Source organism: Streptacidiphilus albus JL83, from assembly GCF_000744705.1.
GTDB lineage: Bacteria > Actinomycetota > Actinomycetes > Streptomycetales > Streptomycetaceae > Streptacidiphilus > Streptacidiphilus albus.
Window position 1 is genome coordinate 7306334 of record NZ_JQML01000001.1, and the last position, 21954, is coordinate 7328287.

Below are 21954 nucleotides of genomic sequence, written 5' to 3' on the forward strand. Positions count from 1 at the left end.
GGTCGACCAACTCATGGCACGCTCCCCACACTCCGGCGCGCAGGCCGCCCGCGACCGGATTGCCCTCGCCCTGCGGGATCTGCGCAGAGACGCCGGCCTCAGCGCCCACGAGGTCTCGCTCCGGTGCGGCTGGAGCGCGGCGAAGACGTCCCGGATGGAACACGGGAAGGTCCCACCGTCGGACACCGACATCCGGGCCTGGTGTGAGGCATGCGATCAGCCTGGTCAGGCGGCCAGCCTGATCGCGGCCAACAGGCAGGCGGACCAGTTGTACGTGGAATGGCGACGGCGGCAGCGGTCCGGGCTCCGGCATATCCAGGAGACCACTCTCACTCTGAGCGAAGAAGCCCGAGTCGAGCGCGTGTACTGCTCCAACGTGGTGCCGGGCTTCTTCCAGACCGCGGCGTACACCCGGGCCATGTTCGAGACGTTCGTCCGCTTCGAGGACATCCCGGACGACATCGACGAAGCGGTGGCATCACGCGGGGAGCGGGCCCAACTTCTATACGAGGGTGGTCGCCGGTTTGTGGTGCTGCTCGAAGAGACAGTCCTGCGATACCGGCTCTGCGGCAGGGACGCGATGGTCGAACAGCTCGAACACCTTCTTGCGGTGGCGAGCCTGCCGTCTGTGGCACTGGGTGTCATCCCCTTCACGGCAGACCGAAGGATCATGTGGCCCCTGGAGGCGTTCTACCTCTTCGACAACAGCAGGGTCGTCGTCGAGACCCTGTCGGCAGAGATCAACGTGGCTTCCTCGCAAGAGATCCGCTTGTACGAGCGTGCATTCCTGGAACTTGGAGGCATGGCCGTCTACGGTCCTGCGGCCCGCACTCTGATCCAGCAGGCGTTGGGCAGCCTGGAATGAGTCAAGTGACCGGCATTCCCGCGCAGCACGCGCACTCGTCCGGACAGCTCTCACGACCCTTGGCCAGCCACGAGCGGTTCGGTACGTGGTAGCGGGGGTAGTGAACGACCGGGCAAGATCGGGGCCATGAGGATTCTGGTGATGGGCGGAACCTGGTTCTTGGGCAAGGCCGTGGTGGAGGGTGCGCTCCTGCGCGGTTGGCAGGTCACGACCTTTAACCGGGGCCGGTCCGGCGCCGACGTACCCGGAGTGAGGGCGTGGCGTGGCGACCGAACGGACAGGGGGGATCTCGACTCCCTGGCTGCGCAGGGCCCTTGGGACGCGGTCGTGGACACCTCCGCCTCGGAGATGGCCCCGCGTGACGTGCTCCTCGGCACCCAGCTCCTGGCGGACCGCACTTCCCGATACGTCTATGTATCGACGGTGTCGGTGTACGCGGGCTGGCCGGACGAGCGGCTGACTGCCGATTCGCTGATCCTGGATGGACCGGCGGACGCGGATGAGGAATACGGGCGGATGCCAGCGGGGGCGCCAGGGCCGAACCTTCACTACGGCCGGCAGAAGGCCGGGGCCGAGCGCGCGGTGTTGGCCGCGTTCGGCGCGGACCGGTCCGCGATCCTGCGCCCGGGGGTCATTCTGGGCCCAGGCGAGTACGTCGGCCGACTGCCCTACTGGCTTCATCGTGCAGCCCTGGGTGGTCCGATCCTCGCCCCGGGGAATCCAGGACAGACGATTCAGCCGATCGACGTGCGCGATGTCGCCCAGTTCCTGCTGGATCAGGCCGCAAGCAGCGGCCCCGCCGTCCACAATCTGGCCGCCCCGATCGGCCGGGACACCATGGGCTCGTTCCTGGCCAGCTGCCTCGACATCACCGGCAGCCGTGGCGAGCTGGTGTGGGCGCCGGATGACTTCCTGGTCGAGCAGGGCGTGCGGCAGTGGACGGAGCTGCCCCTGTGGCGCACCCACGCCGGGGTGTGGCAGGTGGACGCCTCCAGCGCGGTCGAGGCTGGTTTCCAGTCGCGGCCGTTGGAAGACACTGTCCGCGACACCTGGGCGTGGCTGAGCGCGGACGGTCGCCCGGTGCCCCATCCCCGGGCGGCCGACCACGGACTGGACCCCGACAAGGAGCAGCGGCTTCTGGCTGCGATGGGGGCCTGAGTCAGGCGATGGCCGGCGGCCCGCCGACCAGCGTGGGGACGCTGTCCAATGCGAAGTCCTCCAGCTGAGCGGCCATCGCCCGCGCTGGCGGGCTGCCCCGGTACGGGGACTGGCTGAGTGCGATGCGGACGGGGACGATGCGCTGGATCAGACCGTCGACGCGTACCTCGGCGGGGACGCGGAAGACCGTCTCCAGGGACTCCGCCGCGCCGTCGAGGTCACCGAGCCGCAGCCGGGCCAGGGCCTGGTCGGCGGCGGCCTCGCCGAGGACCTTGTGCGGACGCTGCTCAGCCGTCATCGCCCAGACGACGGCCAGGGCCTCGCCGGAGGTGTCCGCCGCAGCCTGGGCATCACCGATAGCTAGCAGGGCGCTGCCCGCCGAGAGCAAGCGCCGGTGCTCGGGGAAGGCGAACTCTCCTGCCAACCCGTCATGGAGGTCGTCCCGGTGAGCACGGTCGGCTTCGGCAGCCGCCGTGAGTTCGCGTCTGGCGCTGGCCTCGTCGCCGACGTGGGCGTATGCCCTGGCTGCGATGGACGCGCGCCGGATCGCGCCGGCCCCACCGAGCGGATACGTCTGCGCCCTTTGAATGATGCGGACGGCCTGCTCGGGATACCCGTCCCAGTAGGCGAGCAGGGCAAGGGTGCAGTCTGCGAACGCCTGGAGCGGGGCATGACCGATGACCTCGCCGTGCATCCGCGACGCGCGGGCCAGTGTGGCGGCAGCCGCGCGGGAGCCGAGGTCGAAGCACACCTGAGACAGCAATGCGGACGTGACCCCGGCGGCGAAGTGCAGGTCCTGGGTCTGGGCCGGGACGGCTGTCTGGTCGAGCCTGGCAGTGATCTGGGTATGGAGGCGGCGTGCTTCCCGGTAGACAGTGACCGGCGGCTGTGTCCCGTAGGAACGGGCCAGGCGGGTCATGTGGTCCTGGATCTGTTCCAGGTCTATCGGGGAGATTCGGTGCGACGCGAAGTCGCCTGCGCGGTCTGCCGCTTCATGTGCGGTCATCAGGAGTTCGCTCTCGTCGATCTGTGGTGCTGGCTGGGCATCGTCCGGGGGTGGCGGAGCGAGCAGCTCGGAGACGGATCTGTCGAAGATCTCTTCAAGGATTCGGCCGGCCGCGCCCTGCGCGGTGGAGACTTCGCCGTTCTTCCATCGGCGCCAACGTCGTTCGTCGACGCGCTCGGAGCGGTACCGGCTGTCCCCGGTCGAGGCGGTGAGTGCCGCCGCCTTCGCATTGAACTCGATCACGAAGTCGGCATAGGCGGAGATCCGTAACTGCCTTGAGAGTAGGGAGAGCAGCGTGCGGTGGTCCTCCATGCGCTTGTCCCTTCGTCAGGCAGGACGGCACCCGCCCTGCCTCTTGAATACCCCGAAGAACGGCCGGAGCCCACGCTTTTGATCCAGATGTCCGTGAAGTGTCCGCTCGTGTCCGCCAGCCACCCGAACGAGCTGGATCTGTCCGGCGATATGGCCTGGCTGTGGCTTGCCTCCGCTGCCACGTTAGTGCCCTCCACCCGGACAGGTGATTCGAGTGGAAGAGCGTGCAAGTTAGTTGAGGTCACATCAGCTGAACCGCCACGTTGGATGCGGCACACCGCAGTCCGCGCGGGGTACCCAAGCCGCCTAACGGAAGCAGGAGAGCCATGATCGCCAGGGCCCGGTTACCGAACCGAGAACGGACGCGAGGTCGGCACGCCGCCCCGGATCCGGTCGCGGTCCTGCTCGGAGGAGCATGGATCGTCAGCGCCGGTGTACTGGTGGCGCTGCTGGGAATCCTGGTTGGCCGACCCGGTCCCTGCGACCCAGCGGCCACCGCTTGGCCCGCGGTGTCTACTCCGGATCTGCCGCTGAGCGCCTGATTGCACCGCTGTTCCTCGAATCCGTCGCAGATCCCTACCAGGAGAACTGGCATGCGCATGGTCGAGTCGAGGACGGGTCCGTTGGCCGACCCGCCCTGCATACCCGGTTTCGTCGCCTCGGGCCAGACCGGCCGCCCCATCGGGCAGGTGCCGTTGACAGACCGCCTGGGCTATGTCCTGGCCGACGACCTCGACCGCCTCTTCGGCCGAGAACCCCGCAGCCACCCTGACGCACCGCTGAGGGTCGGCCCTTCCGCGTAGGCACGGGAGCGGCTCGAATGGCTCCCGTGCCCCTGGAGGGCCGAGCCTCGTGCAATCCGGCCGCCTGCCCAAGTTGGACACCCCAAGACCCGCTGCCCGGCCTGCCAGGTACCCCCCACGCCGGGCCGGGCAGCGGAACCATCCGCCCCATCCACCCTTCGTCGGTCAGGAGAAAGCCGGTGACACCCGCCCCCTACTTCCCGCAACGAGAACCGAGCAGCACGGCGGTCCCCGCCAGCAGCACCCCGTCGCCGTTTCCCCAGCTCGCCCCCGGGGCGTTGCGCTCCTCCTTGCTGACGCCCGGGGTCCAGCTGCGCACCCCGCAGTTCTCCGCTGGACTGTGGTCGCCGGACTTCGGCGATGAGGACTTGGGTGGTCAGGCATGAACCCGCACTGGTGTCGCGGGACGCGCCATGCGCCGCAGCCGCTACATGATCTGCCAAACCAGCGTGACGTCCTGCTGGCGGAGTCCGTCGATTCGCCTGACGACCTCGCTCATCTTGGCGGGCTCATGAGCGGATTTACGGGCGTTGGTGCTGATCATACGAAGCTCACGCAAGTCGCAGAGGGTGCGGTACCCCGACCAGGACGTGATGTCGTAGCCGTACGCCTTGGCGAAGGCAGCGTAGGAGTCGCTGCCGTGGCCGAACCGGCGGGTATGGATCTCTATGGTGACCAGATCCCATTCGGGCTGGCCGAGGACAGCGCTGTCCCAGTCGCAGAGCACGGCGCCACCGGTGTGGTGCAGGGCGTTGCCGTGCTGCGGGTCGCCGTGCAGGACCGCGGGGCGAAGGTCGTAGCGCAGGGCGGCGAGATCGGAGGCCAGCTGGTCGATGCGCTTGGCCAGGAAGCGGTGGTCGGCGGTGGGGAGGGTGACGGCGGCGCTGAGCGAGTACTTGATTGCGGCGACGGCGTCGAGATTCGGCAGAGGGGTGGGCGGAAGTCCGGCGGCGTGCAGCGCGCGCAGCGGGTGGGCGAGGTCGACGGTCGGCACGGGGTCCTGAGGTTGGGGCAGGTAGGTGTAGAAGGTGCCGATGTACTGGTCGACGACGACGGGTTGCTCGATGGGGTGCAGAGGCACGGTGGGGAAGTTCTGGGCGGTGAGCCACTGGACGAGGCCGACGGTCTGGCGGACGCGGGCGTAGCTCGTGCCCCGTCGGGCGATCTTGATGACGACGGGTTCGCTGGCGAGGCGGAGTACGGCGTTGGTCTGGCCTCGCATCAGGGTGGAGCCGGCTGGGTCGAGGTTGGCTGCGGCGCACAGGCAGCGCAGGGCGTCGTGCATCTCGGGCGTGGTGTAGCCGCCGGGAGTCGGCGCTGGGGCGGTCATGGGCACCAGAGTCGCCGACTGGGCGGGGGCTTGTCACACGGGGCCGGGCGGCAGGGCCAGGATCTCGCCGAGTTCGCGGACCGGCCGGGAGGTGCGCATCGCGGGCGGGATGGCCTCGATCACGTGGCGGGCGCGGGCGCTAAGGATGGGCGTGCGGTGATCGCCGGGTACCTGGAGGTAGGTGGCGGCGGCGAGCTGGCACGCTTCGCCGGGGGAGCGTTCGGTGGCCAGGCAGATCGCGGCCTCCAGGTGGAGCAGCGCCGGGTCGATGCCGGTGTGGTCGGGGTACAGGGCGAGGGCCTGCGCTTGGGCGTCGCGGGCTTGGCGGGTCTGCCCGAGGGCGGTGTGGGCACCGCTGATGTAGAGCAGGAGCCGACGGGGCGGGAAGGCCCAGGCGTCCTGGTCGCTGCCGGCATCGCAGTGCTCCAGGAGCTGGCGGGCATGGTGGATGGCTTGGGCCGCGCCGGGGGCATCGCCGCGCTGGGCGAGGGCGCGGGCCAGGGCAGCTGCGGCGAAGGCGGCGGTGGGCGAGGGCCTGCCTCGGGTGAGATGCCCGGCCTCGCGGGCCAGGGCGACAGCAGCGTCCAGGGGGCCGTAGTAGTAGGGGAGCATGGCGGCCTGGACACGCACGCGCGCCCGCAGGGTCATGTTGCCGCTGTCGTCTGCGGCGGTGCGGGCGGTGCCGTACCAGCCATGGGCCTGGCGCAGCCTGCCCAGTTTCATGAGGGCATCGGCCACCAGGGTGCTCAGAACGGCAGTCATCTCGGACAGGCGGACCTGGTAGGTGGCGGGTTAGCGCTCGGCGGCCAGTTCGTGGACTTCGGCGAGGTCGGCAAGCAGCAGCTCCAGCATAGTCCGCGGAGCCGTGGTCATGTACTGGTGGCGGTGCCACAGCACGCGCTGGTCGAGCAGGTCCAGTTGGGCGGCCGAGACGGTCGCCGCAACGAGGGTGCGGTCCACGGCTCGGCGGGCACTTTCGACGAGCTGGTCGAAAGGATCTCCGGCCGTCACGGGAACCGGTTCGTGGGACGCTCTGAGCTTGGTGGGGACCAGGCGGCGGTCGGGAGCAGGGGCGGCTTGGCTGCGGTAGTCGCCGGCCATGCCGAGGTGCTGGGCGTCGGTCTCGTACAGGCGGCAGAGCAGGTCGATAGTGCGGGCCTGCGGTCGGCGGGTGGGGTGGGTCTCCCACAGTCTCAACTGGTCGCTGTCCGCCCGGGGACCATGGATCTGGTCGGCGACCAGGGCCCGCAGCCGCTCGGCGGCCTGCTCCAGAGTCCAGCCTCGCGCGAGGCGTTGGGCGCGCAGGGGACTGACACCGCAGCACCCGGTGATGGAATCGACGACCTGCTGGATACCCCATCCCTCGACCCGGGCACGGGCGCGCTGGCGGGCCGCACACGAGGGACGGTGTTGCCCTGCTGCCATGGCCCACCCGCCTGCTTCGGCTATCGGATGGTTGGTGATCGTAGTGAGCCGCGTCGTCCGCTGTACCGAAAACCGTGACATCTGACGAGGACACGGCAAGAGAAACCGATAGTTCTCACGGTTTCTGACGCACCGGTGGATTCTCACGGTTGTGGCGCACATCTACCCCAGCGACTCTGGCAGACGCCGCCCGCCATGGCGGTGGACGGCGCTCAACGGCAGGCCAGGGGCTCGAAGGAACCCATCGGACCCGTCCACGCCCGGGAAGGAGAGACCATGAATCAGCCAATGTCGTTAGCCCGTAACGGAGTTCGGCGATCGGCTGTCCCGATCGGGGGTGTGCGTGCCGACCTCAGCGGCCGTCTCGCCGGTGGATTACGCTGCCATCGCCTCTCGCAGCTGCCGCAAGCAGCTGCCGGCGTGGTCGCGGACGTCTGCCGGGATACCCGGGGTGCGCAGCACCCGCTGGATCTGGTGGGGCAGATGGTGGGCGAAGGCTTCATCCACTGCGGTGACCAGCCGAGTCTGGGCGGCAGCCTGTGCTCCTTGGACCAGCAGGACGCGTCCGGCGGTGACGTGCTCTATCACGCGCCACTGCGGGGTGCTGCGCATGCCCGCGGCTGGAGCCTGGTCGACGAGAGCGCCGGCGCGGTCGAGTCGGCCGGTGGCCAGCAGGCCGCGCAACCGGATCTCGTGCAGGGAGAACGGGTTGACCAGCGAGGTGTGCTCGACGGTGTCGAGCAGCCGCTGGTTGTCGAGCACGGTGGAGTCGAACAGGTCGCCCTGCCGGGCCTCGCCGGCGGCGCGGGCAAGGAGCGCCAGGGAGGCGGCCCGGTCCTGCGGGGTGCTGGCGGTGGCGAGGGACTGGCTCAGGCGGTCGACGGCTGCGGCCCGCAGACCGGCCTTGCGCAGCTCGTTGCCGTGCATCCGCAGTGCGTACGAGTGGAAAGCCGGGTCATCCAGGTGGCGGGCGATGGCCAGGCCCTTGCCGGTCCAGCGGGCCGCGGTCGGCAGTCGCTCCTCGGGCAGGATGTGCCCCAGTGCGGCTCCAAGGCCGACGCGGGCGTGGGCCAGCAGTGTCAGGACTTCCCGCTCAGTGTGGCCGTCGGCGACGCGGGCTTCCAGCCGGGCCACCAAGGGCCAGAGCTCGTCCACGGCGGCGGTGGCGTGCCCGCTCTGGCGGGCCTTCTCGGCCAGGCGTACGACGCTGGTGCCGAACTGGAGCATCGCGGTGTGGTCAGAGTCTGCGGAGTCGGTGACGCCAAGGACGTGCGGGGGCAGTCCCAGCTCTTGGGCGATCCGGCGGCGCGAGGCCACGTCGTCGAGAGTGCGCCGACCGGTCTCCAGCAGGGAGATGTACGAGGTGTCGTAGCCCAGGTGCGCGCCCAGACGGCCCTGGCTCCAGCCGTGCACGCGCCGGTGGTGACGCAAGATCTCCGCCAGGTCACGGGTGGCGAGCACCTGCTGGGCCTGTGGGGTGGCCCAGCGCCACATCAACGCCGTATTGATCCCGCTGGCCGGAGGCACCGCTGCTCAGTCCCGGCTGAGGGAGACGCCCGTATGGTCCAGGTGCTGGAACCAGGCGGCGACGGAGTCCTTGTAGCTCTGGGGCATGACCAGGCCGGGGACCTCTTCCCGGGTGAACAGGCCGATGTCGTTGTGCTCCGCGCTGAGCACCGGGGTGCTGTCGGCGCTCCGGTTGCGGCAGCCGTAGGTGACGATCAGGACGTGCCGGTTCGGGATGGGCTCGTAGACCCATACCGACAGCAGCGGGCCGGCCTCCACCTGCCAGCCGCTCTCCTCGGAGACCTCGCGCGCCACGCAGTCCTCGGGCTTCTCGCCGACCTCCAGCCGACCGCCGGGCAGCTCCCACTCGGCGCGTTCGTTGCGCAGCAGCAGGACGCGGTCTTGGGAGTCGAGGACGACGCCCTTGACCGACACGGGGTGTCGGGGCGGGATGTACGGCTGGTCCATGGTGCCCTTCACGGTCCGACGGCAGGTGGCGGCAGCGCGAACGTAGCACGCGGGCACTCGTTGCCCCATCCGTTTGCCCTATTTGTGAGTTTGACAATCTGTCACTGTACGGATCGCGGGTCGCGATCGGACAGTGGTGACTTCCACTCGGTCCGTACTCGGAGGAGAGCCATGCCCAACTCCAGCCCCTCGGCTCTCTTCCGCGACCACCTCGCGGATCCACGGCGTCCTGCGGTGCGGGCCCGGATCTCGGCACAGCTGACGGAGCAGGGTCTGGTCACGATGGACGGGCTGGAGCGCCGCGAGCAGGTCCTCGGGCTGGCCCGGGTGCTCATGAAGGTCAACCGCCACCGCGACAGTGACCCCGATGGGCTGACTGTCATCCGCGACACCGGCCGCCACCAGGACAGGCCCGGCTTCGCCGGACTGTCCAGTGCGGAACTCTTTCCACACACCGAGGGGTCGGCGCTACCGGTGCCGCCGAGGCTGATGCTGCTGGCACTGGCGCGCGCTGCGGACAGCGGCGGTGCGTGTGTTCTGGTCGACGGCCGTGCGGTGTACGACGATCTGTTGGCGGGCCACCCGGACGCTGTCGAGGTGCTGGCCGAGGACCGCGCGGGGCTGTTCGGCACCGGAAGCGGCACCTTCTCCCCCGTGTTCGCCCACCCGGGCGGCGAGCGGATACAGGTCCGTCTGCGGCTGGACGAGCTGGCCCGGTTTCACCCCCGCGTCGAGCCGTACCTTCCGGCACTGCGCGCGGCGATCGACCGCCACCGGCACGCCCTGCCGTTGCGTGCGGGGCAGGCGTACCTCCTTGACAACTACCGCTGGTTGCACGCCCGCACCGCGTTCGGAGGTGGACGGGTGGCGTACCGGGCCCTGGGCGACCCACAGGTCGGCCTCACCCTGCCCGCCGGCTTCTCCGTCGGGTCGGCACTCGCCGCCGAACCGACCGAAGCGCCTGCTCTAGTCGGCGGAGGTGCCTGGAGATGATCCCCAACTGCGTGTTGTGGGAGGGTGTCTACGGATTCCAGCCCGAGTCGATCGCCCATGTGCGCCACCAGATCCGCACCGCACTCGACGAGGCGGGCTTCGAGGCCGACGCGGTGGACACGGCCGTGCTGCTGGCCTGCGAACTGGCCACCAACGCCGTTCAGCACGGACGCGGCCGTGCCCGGCGCTGCTTCGAGGCCAGGGCAGTGGCTGCCGCCACCGGTGTATACGTCGAGGTAGCGGACGGCAACCAGCGGATGCCCTTGCCCCGCAGGGCCCGGGACGGTGACGAGAACGGGCGCGGGCTGCGGCTGCTCGCCGTCCTTGGCCACAAGTGGGGCGTCACCCTCGAATCGGGTTCTGGCAAACGGACCTGGGTCCTGGTAGCGGCTGCCCTCCCCGAGGAACTGCGCACCACCTCGCAGGCCGCGCACCGGCAGGAGGAACTGGCGTGTGCGTGAGCCAGCGCGCCGACCGGCGCCCCACCCACCTGACCGCAGATCCCCCCGGGCCGCCCCCGCTCGGCACGCGGGCGGGCAGCGACGGCACGAACACCTGCTCCAGCGACCGCACACCGGCCGTCCGGCCGGCAAACGAGGGACGACCGATGCGCGAGGTACGGCACGACACCTTCCCTGTTGACCGAGGCCAGGGCCCGCACGAACGCATCGCGCGGATCACCGACCTCGTCGCGCAGTGGAACCTGCAACTGGACGAAGAGATCACGGCCGACCTGGCCCTGTGCACCCACGAAGTTGTCTCCAACGCCGTCGACCACACGAACGGGCCCGTGGAGGTGACGGTGACCTGGATGCGCTACCAGAGGCTGCGCGTACAGGTCAGCGACTACTCGACGGCTCTGCCGAGCCTCGACATGACCAGCGACACCGCAGGCTGCCGGGGCCTTGATGTCCTGGAAGCCCTTTCTCTCGCATGGGGCTGGGAACCCAACCCCAGAGGCAAGTTCGTGTGGTTCGAGGTCGGCCTGCACCGGCTCGTCGGCGAACGGGCCCGTCTGGCCGCCCTGGTGCGCGTCGCCCGGGCTCGGGGCCACCGCAGGGTCCCTGTTCCCGACCACCCGCCGCGCGATCCGCAGGCGCTGGTCAATCGGCGGGTTGCCGCCAGCGTCACCGTCGGAGCCGACGGCTAAGGACCGTTCGCACCGCCGACGCTCATATACCTCCCGTTCTTGCCCCGTTGGAGCCGACCATGATGAACGACCCACAGCAGCAGCCCTTCCCCTCCGTGGCCCTGCGGACCGATGTTGCCCACCCTGCCCGGGTATACGACGTCTACCTCGGAGGCAAGGACAACTTCCCCGCGGACCGCGAGGCAGCACAGAAGGTCAGCGAGACCTTCCCGACCATCTCCACCACGGCCCGCGCCAACCGCGACTTCCTCCTGCGCGCCGTAAAACAGCTGGCCGGCAGCGGAGTGCGCCAGTTCCTCGACATCGGCACCGGGATCCCCACAAGCCCCGCCATCCACGAGGTCGCTCAGGGCATCGACCCCCACGCCCGCGTCGTCTACGTGGACAACGACCCCATGGTGCTCGTGCACGCGCGCGCCCTGCTCACCAGCACCACCGCCTTGGGGCGCACCGCCTACGTGGACGCCGACCTACGGCACCCCGAGACCATCCTGAACGACCCGCAACTGTGGGAGGTGCTGGACCCCGCGCTTCCGGTGGCTCTGATCTTGGGCGCCATCCTTCACTTCCTACCGGACGACCTCCAGCCCCAGGCGATCGTCAAGCAGCTCCTGGCGGCCCTGCCGCGCCAGAGCTACCTCGTGCTGAGCCACGTCACGGCCGACTTCGACTCCCAGTGGAACGAGATCGAACGGCTCTACAACGCCGAGTTCGACATACCCCTCCAGGTCCGCAGTGCCGACGAGGTCGCGCACTTCTTCACTGGCCTGGAGCTGCTGCCCCCCGGCCTGACCGTCGTCTCCCAGTGGCAGCCCGAGGGTCTGGGCCGCCTTCCCTCCGATGCATCGGTCTCCTGCGTCGGCGGCGTGGGCCGCATGCCCTGACCACCACACGAACCCGACAGCACACCGACGCGCCACCCGATCGCACCTTGAGGAGGACACGACCCATGGTTCCGAACACGCAGCACCTCACCCTGGCGACAGAGGCGGTCGAAGACCTCGTCACCAGGGCCGGAGCTGCGCGGGACCTGCGGCGGGGCCTCCTGGCCGCACCCTCCTTCGAGCACACCCCGGCTGCGGTCAAGGCCGCCGACCAGTCCAACACCGACGCCCTGCGCCGCTACCTCGACCAGCACGGATGGCCGAGCGAAGTCCACATGGGCACCGCCGCGTCCCGGGCGGCCACAGAGATCGCCCTGCGCGCGGACCGCGACCCCCTCCTGCAGCAGCGCTGCCGCGACCTGCTGGCCGAAGCAGTCGCGGACCAACGGGACTCGCCGGTGCGCTGGGCCTACCTCGTCGACCGCTGTGCCCTGAACCAGGCCGAGCCACAGATCTACGGCACCGCTTGCTACCTGCGCGAAGGAGGAGTGGCGCTGCGCGCGGTGCGCGATCCGGAGCATCTGGACGAGCGCCGCGCCACGGTCGGACTTGGACCGCACCGTGAGTACCTCGACGCGCTGGAGCGCACCTCGACCGGCCCGGCCCGGGGCCTGGCAGCCCTGCCGCCGGTGGAGCCGAGGACATCGGGAGGTCACCGGTGAGCCCCAGCAGCGTGTTGAGCAGGGAGGTGTCGACGGGACGAATACCGCGGTGGCGTGATGCCGACAGCCGCTGTCTGGCGGCCCGTACGACTTCCCAAGAACCGATCCAGGAGTTACCTGATGACCGCACCTGTTGATGCCGCCACCGATACGGCCTCGGCCGGGGAACTGCGCGACCGCATGGTCGACACGCTCCTCGACAATCACGCGATCCGCACCCCGGAGGTCGAGGCGGTGATGCGCGCCGTGCCTCGGGAACTCTTCCTGCCCGGGGTCGCGCTGACGGACGTCTACAACAGCCACGACGTGGTCCGGCTGCGATGGGACGAGAACGGCCGGTGCATCAGCTCGGCCTCCGCCCCGTGGCTGGTGGCCAGGATGCTGGAGCAGGCCCGGCTACGGCCGGGCCACCGGGTGCTGGAGATCGGCACCGCGACCGGAGTCAACAGCGCCTACTGCTCCGCCCTGGTCGGACAGGACGACCCAGCCGGCGCGGCGGGGCGTGTGGACAGCGTCGAGATCCTCCCGGACATGGCCCAGGCAGTGCGCGAAGCGCTCGACAACGCCGGGGTGCGGAACGTCAACGTCATCTTGGGCGACGGCGAACACGGCGCCCCCCAAGGCGCGCCGTTCGACGCGATCATCGTGACCGTCCAGGCCCCCGACCTGGCCACCGCATGGCTGGACCAGCTCAAGCCCGGCGGGCGACTGGTCGTCCCGCTCACGGTGCGCGGCCTGTCCCGATCATTCACGTTCGAGCCGCAGGGCGACCACTGGATCACCACCGAACGGCTCCAGTGCGGCTTCGTGAACATGCAGGGCGAGGGCGCGAACCCGCCGCGTCGGATCGAGCTCGGCCAGGACGCCCAACTGGTCATCGACGACGGGCAACCCGCCGACGCCCACACGCTGACCGCCGCTCTGTCCACGGAGGCGCACCAGCTGCCCACCGCAGTACTCCTGGGAGCCGGTGAGGACGCCCTGCCGCACATGGACATGTGGCTCGCCGTCGCACTGGACACCTTCGGCCACTTCGTCCACGTCGGCGACTACGCCAAGCCCAGCACGATGGGATGGACGGTCGGCCTAGGCGACGCCGCCACCTGGGACCAGGACTCCATCGCCTATGTCGCCCTGCACCCGCGGCCCGACCTGGAACGAACGTACGAACTGGTCGCGTGGGGGCACGGACCGAACGGCCGGACCCTGGCCGAGGCGCTGGCCGACGAGGTACGGCTGTGGGACCGTGACCTCCGCACGGGACCGGAGCCGGTGATCCGGGCCTACCGTGCCGGCACCCCGGACGGGAACCTCGCCGCTGGCCGGGTCGTCAACCGCCGGAACACCCGCATGGTCCTGAGCCGGCAGTGAGCGGAGCAACCGCTTGGGGGCTGCCGTCGTGATGATGCTGTGCTTTTTGACCCGCCCCTCCGGCCCTCTGGTCGCCGGACCACGATCCCCCGGCAGCGACGAGTCCGTGGTCGTCGTCGGGCCATGCACAACTCGAGTCCCAACTCTCAGGAGGTACCCGCCATGGCACCCAGCACCGCGACCCTCGAACCGGCCATCCGGACCGGCGCCGCGAGCGACGACTTCGACGACCTGGACGTCAGCGTCGTCGAGGTCCTCGACCCGGCCCACCTGGTCTCGATGACCGACGACAACTGCGGCTCGACCTGCGAGAAGTCGACCTGCATCAGCGCCGTCTGACCTCGGCAGCAGCCGGGCGTCTCCTCCTCACAGAGGGGGCGCCCGGCGGCCCTCGCTCACCAACCCAGGAGGCATCGGTGCGTTCGGCAGGTTCCAGCGCGGCAGGGTTCCGGGCCGCACCCACGGCGCTCATCCGCGTCGCCCAGCACGCCCAGCTCGATGTGCCGCCGCTGCCTGATCTGACGGCGGGCCCGACGTCCGTCGGCGCCCTGGTGGAGTGGCTGCGGCAGGCATGGGCCGAGCGGCAAGTCGCCGACGCCCTCGGCTACGCGAGCCCTTCACTGGAGGCACAGGTCCGATCCTTGTGCGCCAGCCCGGCTCCGGACTGGCGCCGGACCCGTCGCGCGGTCCTGTCCACCGGCCGGTACCTGCTGCGCATGACGGGCCGGGCGACCCCCACCGGCCTCCTCGCCGGGATCGCCCCCGCCCGCTTCGCCGACCGGACGGCGGTGCGCTGGGGCCAGCACCACCGGACTGTCGCCCGAGCGGACGGGGCCTGGCTGTCCGGCGTTATCGACGCTCTGGACCGCGACCACGGGATCCTGGAAGGTCTTGAGGTCGTGGCGAACTCGGTGATCACCATTCGCGACGATCGCGTGATCGTGCCCTACCAGCCGCACGCCACCGATCGAGGAACGGGCGCGGTCGAGGTCTCACTGCGCTACAGCCCTCCCGTACGCACTGCTCTCCAGGCCGCCCAGCACCCGATCCGACTCACGGACCTGAGCACCACGGTCCGTGCCCAGTTCCCCCAGGCAGCCGCCGAGAAGGTCACCGCACTGCTCGCCGAGCTCGTCGCCTGCCGCGTGCTGATCACCAGCCTTCACGCGCCCAGCACCGAGACCGACGCGCTGGGCCACCTCGTGCGAGCCCTGGAAGCGGCGGAGCCGTCACCGGCAGTACCGCTGGAAGAACTACGCGAGATCCATGCCCTGCTGGAACGGCACCACGCTGCCGGGGCCGACAAAGCCCGAGCCCTTCGCGAGGACGCCGCCGGTCGGATGACCCGCCTGGCCCCGTCGCGGCGCAACCCGGTGGCGCTGGACCTGCGGGTCGACGCCGACGTGGCACTGCCGCGCGAGATCGCCCGCGAGAGCGAGCGGGCCGCGCTTCTCCTGGCCAGGCTGACCGCGAACCCCTTCGGGCTGCCGGCATGGTCGGACTACCACCATCGCTTCTATCAGCGCTACGGCGGCGGCCTGGTCCCGCTGCTGGACGTCGTGGCCGACAGCGGCATCGGCTGGCCCGCCGGATACCCCGGCACCGAACCGCTGGAGCGCCGGGGCCACTCCCGCCGCGACGCGAAGCTCCTGGCCCTGGCCCAGGCAGCCGCCCTGGACGGCCGCACCGAAATCGTCCTCGACGGAGCCCTGATCGGAGAACTGGAGCGATACGACCCGACGCAGGCCCGGCTGCCCGCGCACCTGGAGCTGTGCGTCCGCGTGGACGCGAGCACCCCCCTCGCCGTCGACCGGGGGGACTTCCTCCTGACGGTGCTGTCGGTGAGCAGGTCGGCGGGCGTGCTGAGCGGCCGATTCCTCCACCTCCTCGATCGCGAGAACCGCACAGCGATCGTCGAGGACCTCGCCGACCTGCCGGGAAGCGACGAGGACACGCTGAACGCTCAACTGTCCTTCCCACCCCTGGATCCCGCCTCGGCCCACGTGACCCGGTCCGGGCAGCTCCTGCCGACGATCATCAGCATGGCCGAGCACCGCGAGACCTCCGTACCCGGCATCCTGACAGCACGCGACCTTGCGGTGGGATGCGACGGCAACCGGCTCTACCTGGCCGTCCCAGCCCTGGGCCGAAGGGTGGAGGCGTGGGGCCTGCACGCCCTCAACCTGCGCAGGCACACCCCGCCGCTGGCCCGACTGATCACCGAGCTGTCCCACGCCCAGGGCACCCAGATCGCGGACTTCGACTGGGGCGAAGCCAGCGACCTGCCGTTCCTGCCCCGGCTCCGCCACCGCCGCATCGTGCTCTCACCCGCCCGCTGGCGGCTGACCACGGCCGAACTCCCCAGCGCCGACTCACCCTTCGCCCACTGGGACGAGAAGCTGTCGGACTGGCGCGAGCGCCGCCGCTTGCCGGACCGAGTCCACCTCACGGACGGGGACTGGCGGCTTCCGCTGAACCTGGACCTGGCGGGCCACCGCGTCCTGTTACGCGAGCACCTGACCACCCACGGGCAAGCAGCGCTGATCGAAGCACCCGCCGCCGACGCCGCCGGATGGTGCCAGGGGCGGCCCCACGAGGTCGTCGTCCCGCTGGCCATTACCGCCGCCACCGGCTGGCCCCCGCTGCCCTGCCCGACGCCGGCCAGAGTCCTCGACCGCGGACACGGCCACACCCCGGGCGCCTCGCCGGTCCTGCTGGCGAAGCTCGGCGGCGATGTCCAGCGCCAGGACCAGGTGCTGTCCTGGCACCTGCCGACGCTCCTGGCCCACTGGGGGGAGCCGCCGCGCTGGTGGTTCCTGCGCTTCCGCGAGGAACGTGAGCACCAGCTACGGCTCTACGTCGCCCTGCCGACGCCCGCAGCGGAGGACTTCGCCCAGGCCGCGGCCCGGATCAGCGCCTGGGCCGACGACCTGCGCTGCCACGGTCTGCTGCGCGAGGTGTCCTACGGCACCTACTACCCGCAGACCGGCCGCTGGGGCAGCGGCCCCGCGCTCACCGCCGCCGAGCAGGTGCTGGCCGCCGACTCAGCCGTCGTCCTCACCCAGCTCGCCCAACCAGCCCTCGCCGACCGGAAGGCCCTGGTCGCGGTCCACTTCGCCGCGATGGCGCTCGCGTTCACCGGTGACGCCGACAGCGCGATGACGTGGCTGATCGACCACGTCCCCGCAACCGCCCCGTCCGGGGTGCGACGGCAGGCACTCCAGCAGGCCGTGCGCCTAGCAGACCCGAGGGCGGACTTCCGCGCCCTGCGCGAGACAGCGCACGGCGCGGCGATGGTGGACGCCTGGACACCGCGGTCCCAGGCCCTGGCCGACTACCGCTCCCACCTGCCGGGACCGGACACCCAGGGCATCGACCCCGATGCTGCACTCGACTCCCTGCTCCACACCCACTACCTGCGCGCCTACAGCATCGACCCGGCAGACAAGGCCGTGTGCCTCTACCTGGCCCGCGCCGCTGCACTGGCTCACAACGCCCGCACAGGGGGAAGCCGGTGACCCCCGACCAGATTCTCACGGTCGCCGACGGCCTCGCCTCGCCGACCGCCGCCCACCTACCCACCGGCCAGCCGGTGTGGCGCCAGTCCCTGGCGCACGGCGTCCCCGGAATCGCCCTGCTCCACACCGAACTGGCCGCCGCTGGCATCCGCCCCTGGAACCGGGTCCGCAACTGGCTCGCCTATGCGGTCTCCGCCCCGCTCACCTCGGGCACCAGCTCGGGCCTGTTCTACGGCGCGCCTGCCGTGGCCTACGCCCTGGCCGGGACCGCCGCCGTACGGCCGGGCGCCTACCGCAGCGCCCTGGCAGCTCTGGAACCCCTGATCGCCGCCGATGCCCAACGGCGCGCCGCACACGCAAACCACCGCATCGACACCGGGCAGCCCCCGGTGCTGGCGGAGTTCGACACCCTGCGCGGCCTCGCCGGGATCGGCGCCTACCTGCTGCGCCGCGACCCCGGGGGCGAACCACTGCGGGACGTGCTGGGCTACTTCGTCCGCCTGTGCCGTCCCTTGACCGATAGCGGGCAGCTGCTGCCGGGCTGGTGGACGCAGACCGGGCCGTCCGGCCGCCCGGACGACGAGGAGTTCCCCGGCGGCCACGCGAACCTGGGCGTGGCGCACGGGATCGCGGGGCAACTCGCCCTCGCCGGACTCGCGGCGACGCGGGGGATCACGGTGCCCGGACAGGTCGAGGCCATCTCAGCCCTGTGCGAATGGCTGGACTCCTGGCGCCTGGACACCCACGCCGGACCGCGCTGGCCCTACATGATCACCCGAGCGGAGCTGGCGGAACGGCCCGCTGAGGTCGCCAACTCCGGCGCGACCCGGCGGCCCTCGTGGTGCTACGGCACCGCCGGCCTGGCCCGCGCGCAGCAGATCGCGGCCGTGGCCACGGGCGACACCGGCCGCCGCCGCCAGGCCGAAGCGGCGCTCGTCAGCGCACTGGCCGACCCCGGGCAGCGCGCCGCGACCACGGACGCCTCGCTGTGCCACGGGCACGCCGGACTCGCCCGCATCGCCGCCGACGCCGCTGCAGACGCCGACCCGGCGCAGGCGCGACAACTGCGCGATCTCGCCCGCGAACTGCTCGGCGCCGCCGACCCCGAACCCGGCACGGGACCGGGCCTGCTGGAGGGCACCGCCGGGACCGCGCTGGCAGCCCTCGCCTCAACGGACGAACCGCCCCCCACGGGGTGGGACGCCTGCCTGCTGATCACCTGACCGTCCGTTCCACGAGGAGGAGAACCACGCTGATGACCCCCGATACCGACTGGTGCCAGTACATGGTCGAGTTCACCGACCCGGCGACCGCCGAAGGCATCGCCGCCCAGCACCTGGCGCCCGCCCTGGACCGGGCCCAGGCCAAGGGACTCCTCAACACCTGGTGGTACATCCGCAAACACCCCGAGTGGCGGCTGCGCTTCCGCTCCGCCCGGCCCGGCCCGGCCCCGTTCGAGGACCACCTCAACCAACTGGTCGGCCAAGGATTGATCACGGACTGGAAACGCGACGTCATCTACGAGCCCGAGGTCCTCGCGTTCGGCGGACCCGCCGCCATGGACATCGCGCACACCGCCTTCCACCACGACAGCCGCCACCTGCTCGCAAGCGTCGGCGATCGGCCCGCCCTGGGGCGGCGCGAGACCACCGTGTTGCTCTACAGCACACTGCTGCGCGGCGCGGGACTGGACTGGTTCGAGCAGGGCGACACCTGGGCCAAGGTCGCCGATGAACTCCGGCCCGCCGCGAGCGCCCACGCCCTGGACCCCGAGCGGCGCGAGCGTCTGGGCCGGGCGGTGCGCACGCTGATGAAGGCTGACGCCGCCAGCGCACCCGACCTCGTCCTTCCGCAGCCATGGATCGACGACTGGGCCACTGCCGGGCAGCGAGTGTCCTCCCTCGCCCGACAGGGTGAACTCCAGCGCGGGCTACGGGCGGTGCTGGCCCATCACTTCATCTTCCATGCCAACCGCGCCGGGCTCTCCGGGGCCGACCAGGCCACCCTGGTGGACCTGGCGATAGCTACCGTCTTCCACACGCCAGACCCGCCACGTCCAGTCCATACCAACCTAAACACGACTAAGGTCCGCGAAATGACTACTGCTCTCAGCGACACGACCTCCGACTCCGCGTCCGCCGAGGAACTGCGCAACCGGCTCACCGACAGCCTGGCCGAGGCCGGGACCGTGCGAACCGCCTCCGTGGAGGGGGCCCTGCGCATCGTGCCGCGGGAACTCTTCGTCCCCGGCGTGCCCCTGGCGCAGGCGTACGCCGACGACGCCGTCTACACCAAGCGCGACGGAGGCGGCGCCTACATCAGCGCAGCCTCCCAGCCGACCATCGTCGCCATGATGCTGGAGCAGCTCCAGATCCAGCCCGGCCAGCGCATCCTGGAGCTGGGCGCGGGCACCGGCTACAACGCGGCCCTGATGGGCCAGCTCACCGGCCCGGACGGCCACATCACGGCCATCGACGTGGACGAGGACCTCGTCGAGGACGCCCGCAAGCACCTGGCCGCGGCCGGCGTCGGCAACGTGGACGTCGTCCTGGCGGACGGCGCGCTCGGGTACCGCGACAACGCCCCCTACGACCGCACGATCGCCACGGTCGGCGCCCATGAGGTCCCCACCGCGTGGCTGAAGCAACTCGCCCCCTACGGACGCTTGGTGGTCCCGATCCGCCTGGCCGGTGCGGCCTCGCGCAGCGTCGCCTTCGAGTGCGAGGGAGACACCTGGGTCAGCCGCGACAGCCGCATGGCGGTCTTCATGCCGCTGCGCGGCCTGGGCGACGATGCCCGCCAGATCATCGACCTCACCGGCGACGGCGAAGTCACCCTGCAGGCCCACAAGGACAACCGGGCCGGCACCGACCCGGCCACCCTCGCCGGAGTCCTGGACACCGAGCGCAAAGAGGTGTGGACCGGCGTGGTCTTCGCGCCGATGGAGAGCTTCGAATGGCTGGACCTGTGGCTGTGCTGCCGCCTGGCCAACCCCCTCATGCGCATGTCCGTCGAGGCCAACGCGAAGGACAGCGGCCTGGTCGCGCCGATGTTCCCCACGGTGGCGATGGCCACCACCGCGGCGGACGGCAGCCTCGCCTACCTCACCATCCGGGCCGCCGACCCGGCAGCGGACGGCAGCCGTCGCTACGAGGTCGGCGTCATCGGCCACGGACCAGCGGGACAGCAACTCGCCGAGCGCGTCGGCCAGGAGATCAACCTGTGGGACCGCGGCTTCCGCACCCGCACCGTCCGCATCGCCCTGCCCTACAACGCTCCCGCGGCCGAACCCGACGCCGGACGCTTCGTCCTCACCCGCCCCCAGACCCACATCACCGTCACCTGGGAGTAGAACGATGGACCCTCTCGGGCAGATAGCCTCCCGCTTCCCACTCGTCGCCAGGACACGCCCCGCCTGCATCCCACTGGAACAGCGTGTAGCCCACCTATGCGACCTCGCCGAAGCCGCGAGGCGCGACAGCGATCCCGCTGCCGCATGCGCCGTCCACAACCTGGCGGCACTGCTCGCCTCGGACTGCGCCCTGCCCGACCTGGCCCGGCAGTGGTGCCACCGCCAGGCCGACGTGCTCCTGCGCGCCCATCCCCTGGGCGCGCAGGACGCCCGCCACGCCCTCGAACCCCTCGTGAACCTCGCCCGCCTCCACATCCGCGACGGCCAGGGCGAGCGCGCCGCAGACCTGATCGACACGCTGTACGAGGCCGTGTCCACTCGCACCGACACCACCATCGACGGCATCACCGTCCCGGCCTCCCACCTCACCGCCACGGAGGAGGACCACTGTGACGTCCGCGGCTGGCTGTGGGCGGTCATGCTCGCCACCGGAGCCCGCGCCCTCGCCCTGTGCGGACGCTGGGACCAGGCCCGTACCCGCCTGCTCGCCCACCGCGGTATCGGCAACCGCATGCTCGACGGCCGCCAGGTCGACGTCATCGCCCACGCGGTCGCGGGCGACACCCGCGGGGCCCTGACCCTCCTGGAGACCACCGCACCGGGCGAACCCTGGGAGCAGACCGTCACGGCATGCCTGACTCTCCTGTGCCGGAGCGAGGACATGAATCCCCGGCCACTGCTCGATCGCTATCTGGCCCTGGACACCTCGGCCCCGGGCCTCGCCGTGTTCCATGCCCGGTTGGCGCTGGCGATCTTCGACCTCGCCGAGACACGTGATCCGGCAGGCGCCCGCCGGATTGCCACGGCGCTGGCCTCTCTGGCAGCCACGACCCGCGACGGATACGCGGCCCGTGACCTGCTGCAGCATCGCCGCTGTTCCGCCCTGCTCGCCGAGAGCCAGCGCCAAGACCTGAGCGCCTTGGTTGACGCCTGCGCGCTCGGCAGCCGCTCCATTCCCGCGGGCCTGGGAACACAGATCGCCACCGCGCTGGATTCCAGTGAGCGCGTCATCGAGCAGCGCTGAGCCCTGGTGGCCATCCCGAGGCCGTCTCTGGCCGAGCGCACGGCCTCGACAACCGCATGAAGGAGAC

The 21954-nt window shown here is 70.8% G+C and carries 20 protein-coding genes; 13 read left to right on the plus strand and 7 right to left on the minus strand.

Annotated features, from left to right (window positions below; translation table 11 throughout):
* Positions 1 to 13: 13 nt before the first annotated feature.
* On the plus strand, positions 14 to 865 hold the full coding sequence (locus BS75_RS32030) for a helix-turn-helix domain-containing protein (protein ID WP_034090740.1): 852 nt from the start codon (positions 14 to 16) through the stop codon (positions 863 to 865).
* A gap of 126 nt (positions 866 to 991) precedes the next feature.
* The gene (locus BS75_RS32035) at positions 992 to 2023 is read left to right on the plus strand and encodes an NAD-dependent epimerase/dehydratase family protein (protein ID WP_174515089.1); all 1032 of its coding nucleotides are present in this window, start codon (positions 992 to 994) and stop codon (positions 2021 to 2023) included.
* A gap of 1 nt (position 2024) precedes the next feature.
* Here BS75_RS32035 and BS75_RS32040 read toward each other — a convergent pair whose 3' ends face one another.
* The 7 genes from BS75_RS32040 to BS75_RS32065 form a co-directional block, all read right to left on the minus strand.
* The gene (locus BS75_RS32040; RefSeq protein ID WP_034090741.1) at positions 2025 to 3341 is read right to left on the minus strand and encodes a hypothetical protein; all 1317 of its coding nucleotides are present in this window, start codon (positions 3339 to 3341) and stop codon (positions 2025 to 2027) included.
* Positions 3342 to 4337: 996 nt separating this feature from the next.
* A complete protein-coding gene (locus BS75_RS51675) occupies positions 4338 to 4463 on the minus strand; it encodes a hypothetical protein (protein ID WP_267970537.1) in 126 nt (41 codons plus the stop codon).
* A gap of 108 nt (positions 4464 to 4571) precedes the next feature.
* Positions 4572 to 5474 carry a phosphotransferase family protein gene (locus BS75_RS32050; protein WP_034090743.1) on the minus strand — a complete coding sequence of 301 codons (903 nt, stop codon included), beginning with the start codon at positions 5472 to 5474 and terminating at the stop codon, positions 4572 to 4574.
* 33 nt (positions 5475 to 5507) lie between these two features.
* Positions 5508 to 6236: a hypothetical protein gene (locus BS75_RS50815; RefSeq protein ID WP_152646215.1), complete on the minus strand. Its 729-nt coding sequence runs from the start codon at positions 6234 to 6236 to the stop codon at positions 5508 to 5510.
* 30 nt (positions 6237 to 6266) lie between these two features.
* Complete coding sequence (locus tag BS75_RS50820; protein ID WP_152646214.1) at positions 6267 to 6899, minus strand: hypothetical protein; 633 nt, start codon at positions 6897 to 6899, stop codon at positions 6267 to 6269.
* Positions 6900 to 7274: 375 nt separating this feature from the next.
* Positions 7275 to 8426 carry a helix-turn-helix domain-containing protein gene (locus BS75_RS45670; RefSeq protein WP_197091973.1) on the minus strand — a complete coding sequence of 384 codons (1152 nt, stop codon included), beginning with the start codon at positions 8424 to 8426 and terminating at the stop codon, positions 7275 to 7277.
* 6 nt (positions 8427 to 8432) lie between these two features.
* Positions 8433 to 8885 carry an NUDIX hydrolase gene (locus BS75_RS32065; RefSeq protein WP_231607953.1) on the minus strand — a complete coding sequence of 151 codons (453 nt, stop codon included), beginning with the start codon at positions 8883 to 8885 and terminating at the stop codon, positions 8433 to 8435.
* Positions 8886 to 9044: 159 nt separating this feature from the next.
* On the opposite strand from BS75_RS32065, the gene BS75_RS32070 reads away from it, so the two are divergent.
* From BS75_RS32070 to BS75_RS32115, 11 genes are all read left to right on the plus strand, one after another.
* On the plus strand, positions 9045 to 9866 hold the full coding sequence (locus tag BS75_RS32070) for a TauD/TfdA family dioxygenase (protein WP_052069893.1): 822 nt from the start codon (positions 9045 to 9047) through the stop codon (positions 9864 to 9866).
* Positions 9863 to 10327 (plus strand): ATP-binding protein, encoded by a 465-nt coding sequence (locus BS75_RS45060; protein ID WP_052069895.1) that lies wholly within the window; start codon positions 9863 to 9865, stop codon positions 10325 to 10327. The genes BS75_RS32070 and BS75_RS45060 overlap by 4 nt, the downstream gene beginning before the upstream one ends.
* Positions 10324 to 11016 (plus strand): ATP-binding protein, encoded by a 693-nt coding sequence (locus BS75_RS45065; protein WP_052069897.1) that lies wholly within the window; start codon positions 10324 to 10326, stop codon positions 11014 to 11016. Before BS75_RS45060 ends, BS75_RS45065 begins: the two co-directional genes overlap by 4 nt.
* A 59-nt stretch (positions 11017 to 11075) precedes the next feature.
* Positions 11076 to 11900, plus strand: a complete 825-nt coding sequence (locus BS75_RS32085) for an SAM-dependent methyltransferase (RefSeq protein WP_042440166.1) — start codon at positions 11076 to 11078, stop codon at positions 11898 to 11900.
* 65 nt (positions 11901 to 11965) lie between these two features.
* Complete coding sequence (locus BS75_RS32090; protein WP_052069898.1) at positions 11966 to 12562, plus strand: DUF6624 domain-containing protein; 597 nt, start codon at positions 11966 to 11968, stop codon at positions 12560 to 12562.
* Between the two features lie 120 nt (positions 12563 to 12682).
* Positions 12683 to 13933 carry a methyltransferase, FxLD system gene (fxlM, locus tag BS75_RS32095; RefSeq protein WP_034090744.1) on the plus strand — a complete coding sequence of 417 codons (1251 nt, stop codon included), beginning with the start codon at positions 12683 to 12685 and terminating at the stop codon, positions 13931 to 13933.
* 162 nt (positions 13934 to 14095) lie between these two features.
* A complete protein-coding gene (locus tag BS75_RS47115) occupies positions 14096 to 14272 on the plus strand; it encodes an FxLD family lanthipeptide (protein WP_081982787.1) in 177 nt (58 codons plus the stop codon).
* A gap of 77 nt (positions 14273 to 14349) precedes the next feature.
* A complete protein-coding gene (locus BS75_RS32100) occupies positions 14350 to 17451 on the plus strand; it encodes a lantibiotic dehydratase (RefSeq protein ID WP_331281451.1) in 3102 nt (1033 codons plus the stop codon).
* Complete coding sequence (locus BS75_RS32105; protein WP_034090745.1) at positions 17448 to 18674, plus strand: lanthionine synthetase C family protein; 1227 nt, start codon at positions 17448 to 17450, stop codon at positions 18672 to 18674. Before BS75_RS32100 ends, BS75_RS32105 begins: the two co-directional genes overlap by 4 nt.
* Positions 18675 to 18706: 32 nt before the next feature.
* Positions 18707 to 20803, plus strand: coding sequence for a methyltransferase, FxLD system (fxlM, locus tag BS75_RS32110; protein ID WP_034090746.1), 2097 nt, complete (start codon positions 18707 to 18709; stop codon positions 20801 to 20803).
* A gap of 4 nt (positions 20804 to 20807) precedes the next feature.
* Complete coding sequence (locus BS75_RS32115) at positions 20808 to 21887, plus strand: hypothetical protein (RefSeq protein WP_034090747.1); 1080 nt, start codon at positions 20808 to 20810, stop codon at positions 21885 to 21887.
* Positions 21888 to 21954: the final 67 nt, after the last annotated feature.